Source organism: Burkholderia sp. BCC1977 (genome assembly GCF_905339595.1).
GTDB lineage: Bacteria > Pseudomonadota > Gammaproteobacteria > Burkholderiales > Burkholderiaceae > Burkholderia.
This window is the reverse complement of record NZ_CAJPGQ010000015.1, coordinates 102,332-119,483: the sequence shown is the minus strand read 5'-3', so window position 1 is coordinate 119,483 and position 17,152 is coordinate 102,332. Positions and strand designations below refer to the sequence as shown.

13 protein-coding genes are annotated in these 17,152 nt (G+C 67.7%); 7 read left to right on the top strand and 6 right to left on the bottom strand.

All coding sequences use genetic code 11. The features are described from left to right. The first annotated feature begins 8 nt into the window (after positions 1-8). From U5771_RS15225 to U5771_RS15215, 3 genes are all read left to right on the top strand, one after another. A complete protein-coding gene (locus tag U5771_RS15225) occupies positions 9-569 on the top strand; it encodes a YceI family protein (protein WP_322024739.1) in 561 nt (186 codons plus the stop codon). 65 nt (positions 570-634) lie between these two features. Continuing rightward, positions 635-1,216 carry a YceI family protein gene (locus U5771_RS15220; RefSeq protein WP_322024738.1) on the top strand — a complete coding sequence of 194 codons (582 nt, stop codon included), beginning with the start codon at positions 635-637 and terminating at the stop codon, positions 1,214-1,216. A 175-nt stretch (positions 1,217-1,391) separates the two neighbouring features. Continuing rightward, a complete protein-coding gene (locus U5771_RS15215) occupies positions 1,392-2,669 on the top strand; it encodes an MFS transporter (protein WP_322024737.1) in 1,278 nt (425 codons plus the stop codon). A gap of 22 nt (positions 2,670-2,691) precedes the next feature. Here the strand turns inward: U5771_RS15215 and U5771_RS15210 are convergent, their stop codons facing one another. The 6 genes from U5771_RS15210 to queA all read right to left on the bottom strand — a co-directional run bounded on the left by U5771_RS15210 (position 2,692) and on the right by queA (position 10,614). After that, entirely contained in the window at positions 2,692-4,257 is a 1,566-nt protein-coding gene (locus U5771_RS15210) for a S41 family peptidase (RefSeq protein WP_322024736.1), read from the bottom strand. Positions 4,258-4,418: 161 nt separating this feature from the next. After that, on the bottom strand, positions 4,419-5,369 hold the full coding sequence (secF, locus tag U5771_RS15205; protein WP_322024735.1) for a protein translocase subunit SecF: 951 nt from the start codon (positions 5,367-5,369) through the stop codon (positions 4,419-4,421). A gap of 18 nt (positions 5,370-5,387) precedes the next feature. Then, entirely contained in the window at positions 5,388-7,409 is a 2,022-nt protein-coding gene (secD, locus tag U5771_RS15200; protein WP_322024734.1) for a protein translocase subunit SecD, read from the bottom strand. 106 nt (positions 7,410-7,515) lie between these two features. Beyond that, the gene (yajC, locus tag U5771_RS15195) at positions 7,516-7,839 is read right to left on the bottom strand and encodes a preprotein translocase subunit YajC (protein ID WP_006476868.1); all 324 of its coding nucleotides are present in this window, start codon (positions 7,837-7,839) and stop codon (positions 7,516-7,518) included. Positions 7,840-8,096: 257 nt separating this feature from the next. Then, the gene (gene tgt, locus U5771_RS15190; RefSeq protein ID WP_322024733.1) at positions 8,097-9,284 is read right to left on the bottom strand and encodes a tRNA guanosine(34) transglycosylase Tgt; all 1,188 of its coding nucleotides are present in this window, start codon (positions 9,282-9,284) and stop codon (positions 8,097-8,099) included. A 262-nt stretch (positions 9,285-9,546) separates the two neighbouring features. Continuing rightward, complete coding sequence (queA, locus tag U5771_RS15185) at positions 9,547-10,614, bottom strand: tRNA preQ1(34) S-adenosylmethionine ribosyltransferase-isomerase QueA (RefSeq protein WP_322024732.1); 1,068 nt, start codon at positions 10,612-10,614, stop codon at positions 9,547-9,549. A 167-nt stretch (positions 10,615-10,781) separates the two neighbouring features. Here queA and recG point away from each other — a divergent pair, with 167 nt between their 5' ends. From recG to katG, 4 genes are all read left to right on the top strand, one after another. Then, the gene (recG, locus tag U5771_RS15180; protein ID WP_322024731.1) at positions 10,782-13,130 is read left to right on the top strand and encodes an ATP-dependent DNA helicase RecG; all 2,349 of its coding nucleotides are present in this window, start codon (positions 10,782-10,784) and stop codon (positions 13,128-13,130) included. A gap of 137 nt (positions 13,131-13,267) precedes the next feature. Next, the gene (locus U5771_RS15175) at positions 13,268-14,227 is read left to right on the top strand and encodes a hydrogen peroxide-inducible genes activator (RefSeq protein ID WP_059535381.1); all 960 of its coding nucleotides are present in this window, start codon (positions 13,268-13,270) and stop codon (positions 14,225-14,227) included. Between the two features lie 189 nt (positions 14,228-14,416). Next, positions 14,417-14,554 carry a hypothetical protein gene (locus U5771_RS15170; RefSeq protein ID WP_322024730.1) on the top strand — a complete coding sequence of 46 codons (138 nt, stop codon included), beginning with the start codon at positions 14,417-14,419 and terminating at the stop codon, positions 14,552-14,554. Positions 14,555-14,869: 315 nt separating this feature from the next. Next, positions 14,870-17,056, top strand: coding sequence for a catalase/peroxidase HPI (gene katG, locus U5771_RS15165; RefSeq protein ID WP_322024729.1), 2,187 nt, complete (start codon positions 14,870-14,872; stop codon positions 17,054-17,056). Positions 17,057-17,152: the final 96 nt, after the last annotated feature.

The window sequence follows — 17,152 nt, the reverse complement described above, 5'->3', positions numbered from 1 at the left end:
AGGATCCCATGAAAGTGTCTTTCTCCCGCTCCATGCTGACCGCGTTCGCCGCGGTGTCGCTTGTCGCGTCGGCCGCGGCGCACGCCGACGTCGATCTCGCGAAGAGCAAGGTGTCCGCCGTGTCGAAGCAGATGAACGTGCCGACCGAAGGCGCATTCAAGAAGTTCTCCGCGCAGGTGAAGTTCGACCCGGCGAAGGCCGCGCAGGGCAGCGCGCAGATGTCGATCGACATCGCGAGCTTCGACCTCGGCGACAAGATGTACAACGAGCAGGTCACGGGCAAGGACTGGTTCGACGCGAAGGCGTATCCGCAGGCGACCTTCGCGTCTTCGACGATCGCGCCGGCCGGCGGCAACAAGTACAACGTGACCGGCAAGCTGACGATCAAGGGCAAGTCCGAGACCGTCACGGTGCCCGTCACGGTCACGCAGAGCGGCGCGACGCAGACCTTCGACGGCGTGCTGCCGATCAAGCGTTCGGCGTTCAACGTCGGCACCGGCGAGTGGAAGGACACGTCGATCGTCGCCGACGAAGTGCAGATCAAGTTCCATCTCGTCGCCACGAAGTAAGCGGCGGGCTGTCGCATCACCCGAATGCCGCGCGAGGGCGCGGCGCTGTTCCAAGGAGAAAGAGTTTGAAAAAGCATCTGATCATCGCCGCGGGCGCGCTGGCCGCCTCGCTGTCGTTCTCGGCATTCGCCGACAGCGCGACGTACCAGTTCGACCCGAGCCACACGTACCCGAGCTTCGAGGCCGACCACTTCGGCGGCCTGTCGGTCTGGCGCGGCAAGTTCGACAAGTCGAGCGGCACCGTGACGCTCGACCGCGCGGCGAAGACCGGTACGGTCGAAGTGACGACCGACGTCGCGTCGATCCACACGGGCAGCGCGAAGCTCGACGAGCACCTGCAGACGGCCGAGTTCTTCGACGCGACCAAGTTCCCGCAGGCGAACTACAAGGGCACCATCAAGTTCGACGGCGACAAGCCGGTGTCGGTGGTCGGCAACCTGACGATGCATGGCGTCACGAAGCCGCTGACGCTGAAGATCGACTCGCTGAAGTGCATGCCGCATCCGATGCTCAAGCGTGAAGTGTGCGGCGTCGACGCGGTCGGCGAATTCAGCCGCGACGATTTCGGCCTCGACTACGGCAAGCAGTACGGCTTCAAGATGAAGACGAAGCTGCTGATCACGGCCGAAGCCGTCAAGCAGCAGTAACGCACCCGGCCGGGCCGGCCGCCGCGTCACGCCGCCGGCCCGTCGCGTGCCAGCCGCCGCGCTCCCGTTCTCCGGGGGCGCGGCGGTTTTTTTTGCGCGCCTATAATCGTCGCCACAGCTCGCGACGCGAGAACGGACGCGTCGGACAGAACGTACAACGACAAGGAGATCGCCGATGCACGCCGTCACGCAGTCCAGCTCCATTGCCTCGTCGCCGCGCGTGTGGCGCGCGGTGGTCGCCGCGTCGATCGGCAACGCGCTCGAGTGGTTCGACCTGGTTGTCTACGGCTTCTTCGCGGTGACGATCTCGAAGCTGTTCTTTCCGGCCGGCAACGACACCGTGTCGCTGCTGCTCACGCTCGGCACGTTCGGCGTGTCGTTCTTCATGCGCCCGCTCGGCGCGATCGTGCTCGGCGCGTACGCCGACCGCGCGGGCCGCAAGGCCGCTCTCACCCTGTCGATCCTGCTGATGATGGCCGGCACGCTGGTCATCGCGGTGCTGCCGACCTACCGGACGATCGGCGTCGCGGCGCCGCTGATCCTCGTCGCCGCGCGGCTGATGCAGGGCTTCTCCGCCGGCGGCGAATTCGGCAGCGCGACCGCGTTCCTCGCCGAGCACGTGCCCGGCCGGCGCGGTTTCTTCGCCAGCTGGCAGGTCGCGAGCCAGGGGCTCACGACGCTGCTCGCGGCCGGCTTCGGCACCGTGCTGAACGCGCAGCTCACCGCCGACCAGATGGCCGCGTGGGGCTGGCGCATCCCGTTCTTCTTCGGGCTGCTGCTCGGGCCCGTCGCGTACTACATCCGCTCGAAGGTCGACGAGACGCCCGAATTCCTCGCGGCCGGCAGCACCGCGAGCCCGTTGCGCGACACGTTCGCGTCGCACAAGGCGCGGCTCGTCGCCGCGATGGGCGTGGTGGTGCTCGGCACCGTCTCGACCTATCTCGTGCTGTTCATGCCGACCTACGGCGTGAAGCAGCTCGGTCTCGCGCCGTCGGCCGCGTTCGCGGCGATCCTCGTCGTCGGCGTGATCCAGATGGCGTTCGCGCCGCTCGTCGGCCACTGGTCGGATCGTTACGGCCGGGTGCGCGTGATGGTCGCGCCGGCGGTCGGCATTCTCGTGCTGATCTATCCGGCGTTCGCGTATCTCGTCGCGCATCCGGGCTTCGGCACGCTGATCGCGCTGCAGGTGCTGCTCGCGTTCCTGATGACCGGCTATTTCGCGGCCCTGCCGGGGCTGCTGTCCGAAGTGTTTCCGGTGCAGACGCGCACGACCGGGATGTCGCTCGCGTATAACGTCGCGGTGACGATCTTCGGCGGCTTCGGGCCGTTCATCATCGCGTGGCTGATCCGCGCGACCGGCATGAAGACCGCGCCGAGCTTCTACCTGATGTTCGCGGCCGTGGTGAGCCTCGCGGCGCTGGTCGTGTTGCGCAGGCGGTTCGGGTTCCGGTGACGGGACGCGTGGTGGCGGCGCGTCAGTCGCTGCCGCGTTCGCATACCGGCTGCGCCGGCATCAGTTGCGCAGGTGCGTCGATCGTCTGCACGGGGCGACCGGCGAGCGCATTGAGCGCTTGCCTGAGCTGCCAGTCGGTGGCCGTGCCGAATTCGCGCTGCGGCAGCGCCGCGCTCTTCGCCGTATCGATCTTCGCGCGCACGCGTGCTTCGCGTAGTTTCTGCCGCGCCTTGCGCACCTGCGCGAACGGATCGGGCGCCAGCCGGTCCGCATACGGCGCGCGGGCCAGATCGACTTCGCGATACCACAGCAGCACGCCGTCGACGTCCGAGTCGCGGCGCGGCGGCACGAGCCAGTCCGGCACGACGCCGTAGCCGTCCATCGGGCAGCCGTTCGGCCGCAGGTTGCGCGCGAACGTGAAATTGAGCCGCGTGCCGTCGATCAGGTCGACGCCGGTCTGCGCGAGACCCTTCCCATAAGTCGGCATCCCGAGCAGCCGCGCGCGGCCGAGATCCTTCAGGGCCGCCGCGGTCGCTTCGGCGGCGGACGCGCTCTGTCCGTCCACGAGCACGACGAGCGGCACGGTGCGCCACCAGTCGTCGGCTTGCAACGGTGCGAGCGGATCCTGGCCGTGCATGACCGGCAGTTCGTAGTCGGGCCAGTTGGTCGTGAAGCGGCGGCGCTTCGTGCCGTCGCGCTCGAGCGTCACCATTGCGGTGCGGTCGCGCCCGGCGAACAGCGCGGTGATGCCGATCGCCCCATTGAGCGCGCCGCCGCCGTTGATGCGCAGGTCGAGGATCACGCCTTTCACCGGCGGCCCCGCGCGGCGCGCGGCCTGCACCGCGTCGACATAGTTGCCGATTACGGGTTCCGGGAAGTTCGCCAGCCGCGTGTACAGGATGTCGCCGTCGAGCCGCTTCGTGGTCGCCGGGTGCGGCCGGACGATCGCGCGGACCGGCGCGAGGGTCAGCGTCGCATGGTTCGGACCGCGCCGGACCGTGAGCTTCAGCGGCACGCCCGTGTCGCCCTTCGCGAGTTTCACGACCTCGCCGCTGTCGAGGCCGACGACGCTCTGGTCGTTCATCGCGACGACGAGATCGTCCGGACGCACGCCGGCTTTTTCCGCGGGCGCGTCGGGGATCACGTCGATGATGTGCAGTCCGTCGGGCCGCGTCTCGAACACGATGCCGATGCCCGGCGTGCCGTCGCGCGCGCGGCGCTCGTCGTCGCGCCGTTCCTGCTCTTCCTTGGCGTTGAGGAAGCCTGCGTGCGGCAGCGTCTTGATTCCGTCGTGAGTCGCGGCGTCGAGCAGCGCGCCGATATCGATGTCGGTCAGGTGCTGCTTCTTCAGCACCTCGACCGCGGCCTTCAGTTGGCAGAGCTGCGGTTCCCAGTCGGGCGGGCAGGGTGACGGTTGCGATGCGGCGGCAGCAGCGGCCGCGGGCGGGACGGCGGACGCAGCCGCGGGCGGCGCGGACCCGGATTGTGCGAGCGCGCCCGACGATGCGCATGCAACGAACGCAGCCGCGGCGGCTGCACCGGTGCTCCGGGCGACGATGCGACGAACGATACGCGTGGCAGGCATCATGAGGACCGCGGCTTCGACGGGTTGGCGGGGCGGGACGGTGAAGCGATTGTAGCCGACGGCCTGCGCCGTCGCGCGGGCGGAAGCGGGCAGCGGCGCGCGCATGAAAAAAGGCCGGTCCACGAGGGACCGGCCTTCCGGTATCAGCCGAAGCGACGCGGCGCTTAAACCTGCGCGCCCGCGTTCGGATCGTCCGGATCGTGCGCGGTCTTCTTGTCCTTGATCAGGTCTTCGCGCTTGATGCCGAGCCACATCGCGAGCGAGCCCGCGACGAACACCGACGAGTAGATGCCGAACATGATGCCGACCGTCAGCGCGAGCGCGAAGTAGTGCAGCGTCGGGCCGCCGAAGAAGAACATCGACAGCACCATCATTTCCGTCGACGTGTGCGTGATGATCGTCCGCGACATCGTGGTCGTGATCGCGTGGTTGATCACTTCCTGCACGCTCATCTTGCGTTCGCGGCGGAACGTTTCGCGGATCCGGTCGAAGATGACGACCGACTCGTTGACCGAGTAGCCGAGCACCGCGAGGATCGCCGCGAGCACCGCCAGCGAGAACTCCCACTGGAAGAACGCGAAGAAGCCGAGAATGATCACGACGTCGTGCAGGTTGGCGATCACGCCGGCGACCGCGTACTTCCATTCGAAGCGGAACGACAGGTAGATCACGATGCCGATCACCACGCACGCGAGCGCGAGGAGACCGTCGGTCGCGAGCTCGCGGCCGACCTGCGGGCCGACGAACTCGACGCGCTGCAGCGACACGTCGGGGCTCTGCGCCTTCAGCGCGGTCATCACCTGGTCGCTCTGTTGCGCGGACGTGAGGCCTTCCTTCAGCTGCAGGCGGATCAGCACGTTGCGCGACGTGCCGAAGTTCTGCACCTGCGCATCGGCGTAGCCGAGCTTGCCGAGCGTGTCGCGCACGGGTTCGAGCTGCGCGGCCTGCTGGTACTGGACCTCGATCACCGTACCGCCGGTGAATTCGACGGACAGGTGCAGCCCGCGGTGGAACAGGAAGAACACGGCGGCGAGGAACGTGACCAGCGAGATCACGTTGAACACCAGCGCGTGCCGCATGAACGGAATGTCTTTACGGATGCGGAAAAATTCCATGGCTTCGTCTCCGGGGCCTTATTGGGTCGAGCCCGGTTTCTTCGGCGACACGCCTTGCTGCGCACGGTTGCGCAGCTGCGGCTTGCCGGTGCGCGGTGCGTTGCTCTTCGCGGGCGCGGCGAGCGTCGCGGCGCGCGCGGTGTCGGTCGACTCGTCGGCCGCAGTGAACGATGCGCCGGCCGTGGCGCCTTCCGGCTTCCACACCTGGCCGATCGCGAGCGACTTCAGCTTCTTGCGGCCGCCGTACCAGAGGTTGACGATCCCGCGCGAGAAGAACACCGCGGAGAACATCGACGTCAGGATGCCGAGGCAGTGCACGATCGCGAACGCGCGAACCGGGCCCGAGCCGAACGCGAGCAGCGCGAGGCCGGCGATCAGCGTCGTGACGTTCGAGTCGAGAATCGTCGCCCAGGCGTGCGCGTAGCCGGACTGGATCGCGAGCTGCGGCGGCTGGCCGGCGCGCAGTTCTTCACGCACGCGCTCGTTGATCAGCACGTTCGAGTCGATCGCCATACCGAGCGCGAGCGCGATTGCCGCGATACCCGGCAGGGTCAGCGTCGCCTGCATCAGCGACAGCACCGCGACGAGCAGCAGCAGGTTCACCGACAGGCCGATCACCGAGATCACGCCGAACAGCATGTAGTACGCGATCATGAACACGGCGATCGCGCAGAAGCCCCAGATCACCGAGTGGACGCCCATCTTGATGTTGTCCGCGCCGAGGCTCGGGCCGATCGTGCGTTCCTCGATGATGTCCATCGGAGCGGCGAGCGAACCGGCGCGCAGCAGCAGCGCGAGGTCGGCCGCGGCCTGCGGCGTCGGCTGGCCCGTGATCTGGAAGCGGTCGCCGAGTTCGGACTGGATCGTCGCGACCGTCAGCACCTCGCCCTTGCCCTTCTCGAACAGCACCATCGCCATCGGCTTGCCGATGTTGTCGCGCGACACCGTGCGCACCGAGCGGCCGCCCGCCGAGTCGAGGCGGATGTTGACCGACGGACGCTGGTGTTCGTCGAAGCCCGCCGACGCATCGATGATGCGGTCGCCGGTGAAGATCACGTCCTTCTTCAGCAGCACGGGCGCCTGGATGCCCTGCGTGAACAGCTCCTCGCCCGGCGGCACGGGGTCGTTCGGGTTCGGGTGGGTGTTGATCGGATCGGCGAGGCGCGCCTCGAGCGTCGCGGTGCGGCCGATGATGTCCTTCGCCTTCGCGGTGTCCTGCACGCCCGGCAGTTCGACGACGATGCGGTCGCTGCCTTGCTGTTGCAGGATCGGCTCGGACACGCCGAGTTCGTTCACGCGGTTGTGGAGCGTGGTCAGGTTCTGCTTGAGCGCGGCGTCCTCGACGGCCTTCTGCACGGCCGGCGTGAACGTGCCGACGACTTGCGTGCCGCCGCCGCCGGGCTGGGTCGCCCATTGCAGTTCGGTGACGGACGCGGCGAGCACCTTGCGGGCGTCTTCCGCCGCTTGCGCATCGCTGAAGTTGACGACGACGGATTGGTCGACGCGGCTCACGCCGCCGTCGCGGATGTTCTTGTCACGCAGCAGCGTGCGGGCGTCGGACGCGTCGGAGTCGAGCTTCTTCGTGAGCGCGCCCGTCATGTCGACCTGGAGCAGGAAGTGGACACCGCCGCGCAGGTCGAGGCCGAGATACATCGGCAGTGCGTGCAGCGCGGTCAGCCAGCGCGGCGACGCGCTCTGCAGGTTCAGTGCGACGACGTACTGCGGATCGTTCGGATCGGCGTTCAGCGACTTCTGCAGCAGGTCCTTGACGCGCAGCTGCGTATCGGTGTCCTTCAGGCGCACGCGGATGTTCGCGTTGGACGCCGTGTTCTCGAAGGTGACGTCGTCCGGCGTGATCTGCGCGGAGGCGAGCGCGGATTCGACCTGGGTCAGCGTGGTCGAGTCGAGCTTGACCGTGGCCTTGCCGCTCGACACCTGCACCGCCGGCGCTTCGCCGAAGAAGTTGGGCAATGTGTACAGAAGGCCGATGGCGAGCGCCACGACCATCACGACATATTTCCAGAGTGGATAACGATTCATGAGGGGGCCGAACGGGTGGTTGGCGTGAAAGCGTCGCGTCCGGCGCCGCGGCGGCCCGCTCTCTCAGGCGGGCACGGCGCGGGGAGCCGGACGCTCGGTGAAAGCCTTACAGCGACTTGATCGTGCCCTTCGGCAGAATGGTCGTGACGGCAGCCTTCTGCACGGTGATTTCGGTGCCTTCGGCGATTTCGACGCCGATGTAGCCTTCGGTAACCTTCGTCACCTTGCCGACGAGGCCGCCGCTCGTGACGACTTCGTCGCCCTTCGCCATGGCCGCGAGCATGTTGCGGTGTTCCTTCTGGCGCTTCATCTGCGGACGGATCATGATGAAGTACAGCACCGCGAACATCAGGATGAGCGGCAGGAAGCTCATCAGGCTCGATTCGGCGCCACCGGCACCTTGCGCGAAGGCATTGGAAATGAACGGCACGTTGGTCTCTCCGTAGGGGAAGATCGAAAAATAAGCCGGTTATTCTACCACCGGCCCCATGCGCAAACGGCTCGGCAAATGCGCTTTCGGATCAAGCTGTTAAAGCATGAAACGGCACCGTTGCGGCTCGTCTGGAAAGGCAATTGTAATATTTGGCGGTCGTGACTGGCAGTCGGGACGCGTTATTTAGTACACGTCCTATGTGACTTGTTGCGGTGCGGGCGGCGCTGCGGGCAGCCGCGCGGCCCGCCGGCCGGTCAGTCGACCCCTCTCGCGCGATCCTCCGCGAAGCGCTGGCGGAACGCGTCGAACGTATGGGTCTCGATCGCGTCGCGGATCTCGCTCATCAACTGCAGGTAGTAGTGCAGGTTGTGGATCGTGTTGAGCTGCGCGCCGAGAATCTCGCCGACGCGGTGCAGGTGGTGCAGGTAGCCGCGCGAGAAGTTCTGGCACGTGTAGCACGTGCAGCTCGCATCGAGCGGCTTCAGCGCGTTCTTGTGCGTGGCGTTGCGGATCTTCACGTCGCCGAAGCGCGTGAACAGCCAGCCGTTGCGCGCGTTGCGGGTCGGCATCACGCAGTCGAACATGTCGATGCCGTTCGCGACGCCCTCGACCAGGTCCTCCGGCGTGCCGACGCCCATCAGGTAGTGCGGCTTGTTGGCCGGCAGCTTCGGGCCGACGTGCTGCAGCACCCGCATCATGTCTTCCTTTGGCTCGCCGACCGACAGCCCGCCGATCGCGAGGCCGTGGAAGCCCAGCTCCGACAGGCCCGCGAGCGATTCGTCGCGCAGGTCCTCGAACATCCCGCCCTGGACGATCCCGAACAGCGCGTTCGGGTTGCCGAGCCGGTCGAACTCGTCGAGCGAGCGCTTCGCCCAGCGCAGCGACATGCGCATCGACTCGGCCGCTTCCTTGTGCGTGGTCGGCACGCCGTCGGTCGCGTACGGCGTGCATTCGTCGAACTGCATCACGATGTCGGAGTTCAGCACCTTCTGGATCTGCATCGACACTTCCGGCGACAGGAACAGCTTGTCGCCGTTGATCGGCGACGCGAACGTCACGCCGTCCTCGGTGATCTTGCGCAGGTCGCCGAGCGAGAACACCTGGAAGCCGCCCGAGTCGGTCAGGATCGGCTTGTTCCAGCCCATGAAGCCGTGCAGGCCGCCGTGCGCGTCGATCGTGTCGAGGCCGGGGCGCAGCCACAGGTGGAACGTGTTGCCGAGGATGATCTGGGCCTTGATCTCGTGCAGCTCGCGCGGCTGGATCGCCTTCACGGTGCCGTACGTGCCGACCGGCATGAAGATCGGCGTCTCGACCACGCCATGGTTGAGCTTCACGCGGCCGCGGCGCGCATGGCCGTCGGTCGTCAGCAGTTCGAATTCGAGCCCGTTCGCCGGGCGGTCCTGCACGGGCGCGTGCGTGTCGTGGGATGAACCTTCGGTCATCGTGTCGTGCTCCTTGCCACCGGAGAAAGCTTTGCATGGGACCGGAGTATGCGCTGAAGCGCTGACTCCGGATCGCAAGTCCGGCGCATGTTGGAAACGCCGCCGGGCAACCGCCGGCGGGGAAAAGCGGGGCGCGTCATCGTAGCGCGTACCGCAGGAAAACGGGGACAACAGCGCGGGGACAACAGCGCGGCGTGCGATAGCGCGAAGCGCAACGGCCGCTGCGCAATCGCAGGCCGGCGCGTCTTCGCACCTGCCGCGCTTACGCGCGCGGCGCCTCCGGCGTGTCGCGCCGCGTGAGCAGCATCGCGTCGCCGTAGCTGAAGAAGCGATAGCGTTCGTCGATCGCGTGCCGGTACGCGGCGCGGATCGTCTCGACGCCCGCGAACGCGGACACCAGCATCAGCAGCGTCGACTTCGGCAGGTGGAAGTTCGTGACGAGCCGGTCGACGACCCGGAAAGCGTAGCCGGGCGTGATGAAGATGTCGGTCTCGGCCTGCGTCGCCGCGAGCGGGCGGCCCGCTGCGTCGGCGCTGCGCGCCGCGGCTTCGAGCGCGCGCATCGACGTCGTGCCGACCGCGATCACGTTGCCGCCGCGCGCGCGGGTCGCGGCGATCTTGTCGACGAGCGATTGCGGCAGGTCGTACCACTCGCTGTGCATCCGGTGCTCGGCGAGGTTCTCGACGCGCACCGGCTGGAACGTGCCGGCGCCCACGTGCAGCGTCAGCGTCGCGCGCTCGACGCCCATCGCGTCGAGTTGCTCGAGCAGCGGCTGGTCGAAATGGAGCCCGGCCGTCGGCGCCGCGACCGCGCCCGGGTTGCTCGCGTAGACGGTCTGGTAGCGCGTCTCGTCGTTCGCGTCGGCGTCGTGCTCGATGTACGGCGGCAGCGGCAGGCGGCCGTGCTGCTCGATCAGCGTGAGGCACGGCGCCGGGAAATGCAGCGTGAAGAACGGCTCGACGCGCTCGCCGACCGTCACGTCGAACGCGTCGGCGAGGCGCAGTGTCGTGCCGGCGCCCGGCGACTTGCTCGCGCGGATCTGCGCGAGCGCGGTGTGCGTGCCGGTCACGCGCTCGATCAGCACCTCGATCTTGCCGCCGCTGGCCTTCTGGCCGAAGAAACGCGCCTTCAGCACTTTGGTATCGTTGAACACGAGCAGGTCGCCGGGCGCGATGCACGACGGCAGCTCGGCGAAGCGGCGGTCGACGAGGCGCGCGGGCTCGACGGTGCGGTCGACCTCGAGCAGGCGGCTCGCGGTGCGGTCGGGCAGCGCGGTTTGCGCAATCAGCTCGGGCGGCAGATTGAAATCGAAATCGGAAAGCGTGAACATGCGGGCTGGTTCGAAACGGCCGGCGGGCGCCGCCGACAGGGCGGAAACGCATAAATGGGGCGCGCGAGCCGCTATGATGGCGGGATGCGCGGCCTGGCCGGCGTCGTTCGTTCGGACGACGTGAAAGCCGCTATTGTACTTGCCTTGCGAAGCACCCAGACGATCCGATGCCTGTGTCACCACGCCGTTCCACCGCCGCCGTTGCCGATTCCGCCGATCCGTTCGACGCGGACGATGCCGCGTTACCCGCGCGCAGCGCCGGGGAGCGCGAGCCGCCGCGCAGTGCCGCGCCGCGCCGCGCGGGCCCGAAGCGCGGCGCCGACGGCCGGCTCGCGCAGCCGGCCGCCGCCGCGCCCGACGTCGAGCCGGGCGCGGGCGGCGACGCAGCGGGCGCGGCGAGTGCAGCGGGGCCATCCGGCGCGAAAGGCAAGAAGAAGCCGGCCGCCGACAAACCCGTGAAGACCGTCGACAAGCTCGCGAAGCTCGGCCTCACGCGCTCGATCGATCTCGTGCTGCACCTGCCGATGCGCTACGAGGACGAAACCACGCTCACGCCGATCGGCGAACTGCTGCCGGGCGGCATCGCGCAGGCCGAAGGCGTCGTGTTCGACAACGAGGTCGCGTACCGGCCGCGTCGGCAGCTCGTCGTGAAGATCCAGGACGACGACGGCGAGCTGCTGGTGCTGCGCTTCCTCAATTTCTACGGCTCGCAGGTCAAGCAGATGGCCGTCGGCCAGCGGTTGCGCGTGCGCGGCGACGTGCGCGGCGGCTTCTTCGGGATGGAGATGGTGCATCCGGCGGTGCGCGTCGTCGAGGCGGATGCGCCGCTGCCGCAGGTGCTCACGCCCGTCTATCCGAGCACGGCCGGCGTGTCGCAGGCATATCTGCGCAAGGCGATCGAGAACGCGGTCGAGCGCACGCCGCTGCCCGAGCTGCTGCCGCCCGAGATCGAGCGCGACTACCTGAAGCCGCTCGGCGTGCCGACGCTCGCGCAGGCCGTGCGCATCCTGCACCACCCGGGCGTCGATTCCGACGAAGCCGCGCTGATGGACGGCTCGCATCCTGCGTGGACGCGCATCAAGTTCGAGGAACTGCTCGCGCAGCAGCTGTCGCTCAAGCGTGCGCACGAGGAGCGCCGCACGCGCGCGGCGCCGGCGATGCCGCGCCGCACCGCGACCGATGCCGACGCGCTGACGACGCGTCTCTACGCGGCGCTGCCGTTCACGCTGACGGGCGCGCAGTCGCGCGTCGTCGGCGAGATCGCGCACGACCTCACGCTCGCGCACCCGATGCAGCGGCTGCTGCAGGGCGACGTCGGCAGCGGCAAGACGGTCGTCGCGGCGCTGGCCGCGACGCAGGCGATCGATGCCGGCTACCAGGCCGCGCTGATGGCGCCTACCGAAATCCTCGCGGAACAGCACGCGCGCAAGCTGCGCGCGTGGCTCGAGCCGCTCGGCGTATCGGTCGCGTGGCTCGCGGGCAGCCTGAAGGCGAAGGAGAAGCGCGCGGCGATCGAGGCCGCGGCGCTCGGCACCGCGCAGCTCGTGATCGGCACGCACGCGATCATCCAGGACACGGTCGAATTCGCGCGGCTAGGCCTCGTGATCGTCGACGAGCAGCACCGCTTCGGCGTCGAGCAGCGTCTCGCGCTGCGCGCGAAGGCCGCGAACGCGGCCAACGGCGCACGCGATTTCCAGCCGCACCAGCTGATGATGTCGGCCACGCCGATTCCGCGCACGCTCGCGATGACGTATTACGCCGATCTCGAGGTGTCGACGATCGACGAGCTGCCGCCGGGCCGCACGCCGGTGCTGACGCGCCTCGTCGGCGACGCGCGGCGCGAGGAGGTGATCGCGCGCGTGCGCGAGGCCGCGCTGACCGGCCGCCAGGTGTACTGGGTGTGTCCGCTGATCGAGGAGAGCGAGACGCTGCAACTGCAGACGGCCGTCGAGACCTACGAGACGCTGGCCGCGACACTCCCCGAGCTGAAGGTCGGGCTCGTGCACGGACGGCTGTCGCCGGCCGACAAGGCGGCCGTGATGGAGGCTTTCACGCGCAACGACGTGCAACTGCTCGTCGCGACGACCGTGATCGAGGTCGGCGTCGACGTGCCGAATGCGTCGCTGATGGTGATCGAGCACGCGGAGCGCTTCGGCCTGGCGCAGCTGCACCAGCTGCGCGGCCGCGTCGGGCGCGGCACCGCGGCGTCGGTGTGCGTGCTGCTGTACACGGGCCCGCTGTCGCTGACCGGCCGCGAGCGGCTGAAGACGATGCGCGAGACGACCGACGGCTTCGAGATCGCGCGGCGCGATCTCGAAATCCGCGGCCCCGGCGAATTCCTCGGCGCGCGCCAGTCCGGCGCGGCGATGCTGCGCTTCGCGAACCTCGAGACCGACGGCTGGCTGATCGACCCGGCCCGCGACGCGGCGGCGCGACTGATCGCCGCGTATCCCGACGTGGTCACGCAGCATCTCGCACGCTGGCTCGGCGCGCGCGAGCAGTATCTGAAGGCCTGATTCGCGCACTCGGAGTCGGATTTAAAACCGCCATTCAGCGCTGATTCGGCGCATCGAGATACAGAGAAACTTGGCGAACCGGTGCCAACGGGTGTATAAATTAAACCTATCGCCTGTATATCCCTGATTGACCCACAATGACCCTGACTGAATTGAAATACATCGTCGCGGTCGCGCGCGAACGGCATTTCGGTCGCGCGGCCGAAGCATGCTTCGTGAGCCAGCCGACGCTATCGGTGGCGATCAAGAAGCTGGAAGACGAGCTCAACGTGCAGATTTTCGAGCGCGGCGCGAGCGAAGTGAGCGTGACCCCGATCGGCGACCAGATCGTCACGCAGGCACAGCGCGTGCTCGAGCAGACCTTCGCGATCAAGGAGATCGCGAAGCAGGGCAAGGACCCGCTCGTCGGCCCGTTCCGGCTCGGCGTGATCTACACGATCGGGCCGTATCTGCTGCCGACGCTCGTCAAGCAGATGATCCAGCGCGTGCCGCAGATGCCGCTGATGCTGCAGGAGAACTACACGCTCAAGCTGCTCGAACTGCTGAAGCAGGGCGAGATCGACGCCGCGATCATGGCGCTGCCGTTCCCCGAGACCGGCCTGATGGTGCGGCCGCTGTACGACGAGCCGTTCGTCGTCGCGCTGCCGGCCGGCCATCCGTGGGAGAAGCGCAACGAGATCGACGCCGAGGACCTGAAGCAGGAAACCATGCTGCTGCTCGGCAACGGCCACTGCTTCCGCGACCACGTGCTCGGCGTGTGCCCGGAGCTGATGCGCTTTTCGCAGACGGCCGACGGCATCCAGAAGACCTTCGAGGGCTCGTCGCTCGAAACGATTCGCCACATGGTCGCGAGCGGTGTCGGCATCACGGTGCTGCCGCGGATGTCGGTTGCCGAGATCGGCCCGCGCGCGAACGGCCCCGACGCCGAACTGCTGTCGTACGTGCCGTTCAACGAACCGGTGCCGGATCGCCGCGTCGTGCTGGTGTGGCGCAAGAGCTTCACGCGGATGCCGGCGATCGACGCGATCAGCGAGGCGATCGCCGCATGCGAGCTGCCGGGCGTCGCGAAGCTCGACATGCCGGCGACGATGAACTGAGCGGGGCGCCGCGCGCCTCAGCCTGGCCAATAAACGGGGTCTTGCGACCCCGTTTATTTTTCTCTATCGCATAGATTAAATTAATTAAATTCAAGTATTTGATAGGTGCAACTAGAATGGTTGACATGGATCGGCGTCGGATCGACAGCCTGGTCCGCACGCTGAATGCAAGCGTCAAAGGAGGATGTCATGATGCGGTCGGTATTGCAGCACGTGCAGCGGAACATCCCGTCGCGCGACGAGGTCGTCAATCGCGCGAGGGCCGCGGCCCGCAGCCTGCGCCCGATTGCGTTCGCGTACCTGGCGGACCGCGTGTATGGTGGCTGAGCGCCGCCGCACACCGGTTCTGTGTTCCCCCGATTCACCCGCTGTCCAGCCATGAGGGAGCATTGCATGTCCGTAGTCCGGAAAACCGCACGTACCGCCGGCGCAGCGCCGGCCGGTCGCCGATTCCTGGAGCGCCCCGCCTGCGGCGCTTCGCAACGGGAACGCGCACCGAAGGCCCCGCACGACATCCCGTAGTACGACAGGAGGATCAACCTGTTCCGTTTCTTACCCCCGCAATGACACCCCAGGAACCGCGCGCGGCACGATGCCGGGCCCGGTCGGTGGGGGCACATGAGCAAGCCTAGGAGAAAACGCATGTCGAACGAAAAGAAGTGCCCGTTCAATCACACCGCAGGCAGCGGCACGTCGAACAAGGACTGGTGGCCGAACCAGGTGAACCTGAACATCCTGCACCGGCACTCGGCGCTGTCCGATCCGATGGACCAGGATTTCGACTACACGGAAGCGTTCAAGAAGCTCGACCTCGCGGCGGTGAAGCGCGACCTGCAGGCGCTGATGACGACGTCGCAGGACTGGTGGCCGGCCGACTTCGGCCACTACGGCGGCCTGTTCATCCGGATGGCCTGGCACAGCGCCGGCACGTACCGGACCGCCGACGGCCGCGGCGGCGCGGGCGGCGGGCAACAGCGCTTCGCCCCGCTGAACAGCTGGCCGGACAACGGGAACCTGGACAAGGCACGCCGGCTGCTGTGGCCGATCAAGCAGAAGTACGGCCGCAACATCTCGTGGGCCGACCTGCTGATCCTGACCGGCAACGTCGCGCTCGAATCGATGGGCTTCAAGACCTTCGGTTTTGCGGGCGGCCGGGTCGACACGTGGGAACCGGACGACGTCTACTGGGGTTCGGAAAAGATCTGGCTGGAACTGAGCGGCGGCCCGAACAGCCGTTACTCGGGCGACCGTGACCTCGAGAATCCGCTCGCGGCCGTGCAGATGGGCCTCATCTACGTGAACCCGGAAGGCCCGGACGGCAACCCCGACCCGGTCGCGGCGGCACGCGACATCCGCGAGACGTTCGCGCGGATGGCGATGAACGACGAAGAGACGGTCGCGCTGATCGCCGGCGGCCACACGTTCGGCAAGACGCACGGCGCGGGCCCCGCATCGGACGTCGGCCCCGAGCCGGAAGCCGCGGGCATCGAGCAGCAGGGTCTCGGCTGGAAGAGCACGTACGCATCGGGCAAGGGCGGCGACGCGATCACGAGCGGCCTTGAAGTCACCTGGACGTCGACGCCGACGAAGTGGAGCAACGACTTCTTCACGCACCTGTTCAGCTACGAATGGGAACTGACGAAGAGCCCGGCCGGCGCGCACCAGTGGGTCGCGAAGGGCGCCGACGAGGTGATTCCGGATGCGTTCGATCCGGCGAAGAAGCATCGTCCCACGATGCTGACGACCGACCTGTCGCTGCGTTTCGATCCGGCCTACGAGAAGATCTCGCGCCGCTTCTACGAGAACCCGGCCGAGTTCGCCGACGCGTTCGCGCGCGCCTGGTTCAAGCTCACGCACCGCGACATGGGGCCGCGTGCGCGCTATCTCGGCCCGGACGTGCCGGCCGAGCAACTGCTGTGGCAGGATCCGATCCCGGCCGTCGACCACAAGCTGATCGACGACGCGGACGTCGCGGCGCTGAAGGCGAAGGTGCTCGCGTCGGGCCTGTCGGTCGCGCAGCTCGTGTCGACCGCATGGGCGTCGGCCTCGACGTTCCGCGGGTCGGACAAGCGCGGCGGCGCGAACGGTGCGCGTATCCGCCTGGCACCGCAGAAGGACTGGGAAGTGAACCAGCCGGCGGCGCTCGCGAAGGTGCTCGAGACGCTCGAAGGCGTGCAGAAGGCGTTCAACGATGCGCAGACGGGCGGCAAGAAGGTGTCGCTCGCCGACCTGATCGTGCTGGCCGGTGCGGCCGGCGTCGAACAGGCCGCGAAGAACGCGGGTGTCGCGGTGACGGTGCCGTTCGCACCGGGCCGGATGGACGCATCGTCGGAGCAGACCGACATCGAGGCGATGGCCGTGCTCGAGCCGGTTGCGGATGGTTTCCGCAACTACCTGAAGCGCGCGTACAAGACGCCGGCCGAAGCGCTGCTGGTCGACAAGGCCCAGCTGCTGACGCTGAGCGGGCCGGAGTTGACGGTGCTGGTCGGCGGCCTGCGGGTGCTGGGCGCGAATGTCGGTGACGCTAAGCACGGCGTGTTCACCGATCGTCCGGGCTCGCTGACCAACGACTTCTTCGTGAACCTGCTCGACATGGGCACGGAGTGGAAGCCGGCGTCGGCCGCGAACGACGTGTTCGAAGGGCGCGATCGGGCGACGGGCCAGGTCAAGTGGACCGGCACGCGCGTCGACCTGATCTTCGGTTCGCACTCGCAGCTGCGTGCGCTGGCCGAGGTGTACGGCAGCTCGGACGCGAACGAGAAGTTCGTGCGCGATTTCGTCGCGGCCTGGAACAAGGTGATGAACCTCGACCGCTTCGACCTCGCATGAATGTCGCGATGCGATAACGCAGTCACGCTGTAACGTGAAACGGCCGGTCGCACGACCGGCCGTTTTTTCTTCCGATTCAAGGTCTTGTCGAAGGAG

Coding starts and splice junctions, on each gene's coding strand:
- tgt (WP_322024733.1), bottom strand. CDS start 9,284: ATGACCGAAGGTTCATCCCACGACACGCACGCGCCCGTGCAGGACCGC.
- queA (WP_322024732.1), bottom strand. CDS start 10,614: ATGTTCACGCTTTCCGATTTCGATTTCAATCTGCCGCCCGAGCTGATT.
- U5771_RS15210 (WP_322024736.1), bottom strand. CDS start 4,257: ATGATGCCTGCCACGCGTATCGTTCGTCGCATCGTCGCCCGGAGCACC.
- U5771_RS15225 (WP_322024739.1), top strand. CDS start 9: ATGAAAGTGTCTTTCTCCCGCTCCATGCTGACCGCGTTCGCCGCGGTG.
- U5771_RS15170 (WP_322024730.1), top strand. CDS start 14,417: ATGATGCGGTCGGTATTGCAGCACGTGCAGCGGAACATCCCGTCGCGC.
- secF (WP_322024735.1), bottom strand. CDS start 5,369: ATGGAATTTTTCCGCATCCGTAAAGACATTCCGTTCATGCGGCACGCG.
- secD (WP_322024734.1), bottom strand. CDS start 7,409: ATGAATCGTTATCCACTCTGGAAATATGTCGTGATGGTCGTGGCGCTC.
- katG (WP_322024729.1), top strand. CDS start 14,870: ATGTCGAACGAAAAGAAGTGCCCGTTCAATCACACCGCAGGCAGCGGC.
- recG (WP_322024731.1), top strand. CDS start 10,782: ATGCCTGTGTCACCACGCCGTTCCACCGCCGCCGTTGCCGATTCCGCC.
- U5771_RS15215 (WP_322024737.1), top strand. CDS start 1,392: ATGCACGCCGTCACGCAGTCCAGCTCCATTGCCTCGTCGCCGCGCGTG.
- U5771_RS15175 (WP_059535381.1), top strand. CDS start 13,268: ATGACCCTGACTGAATTGAAATACATCGTCGCGGTCGCGCGCGAACGG.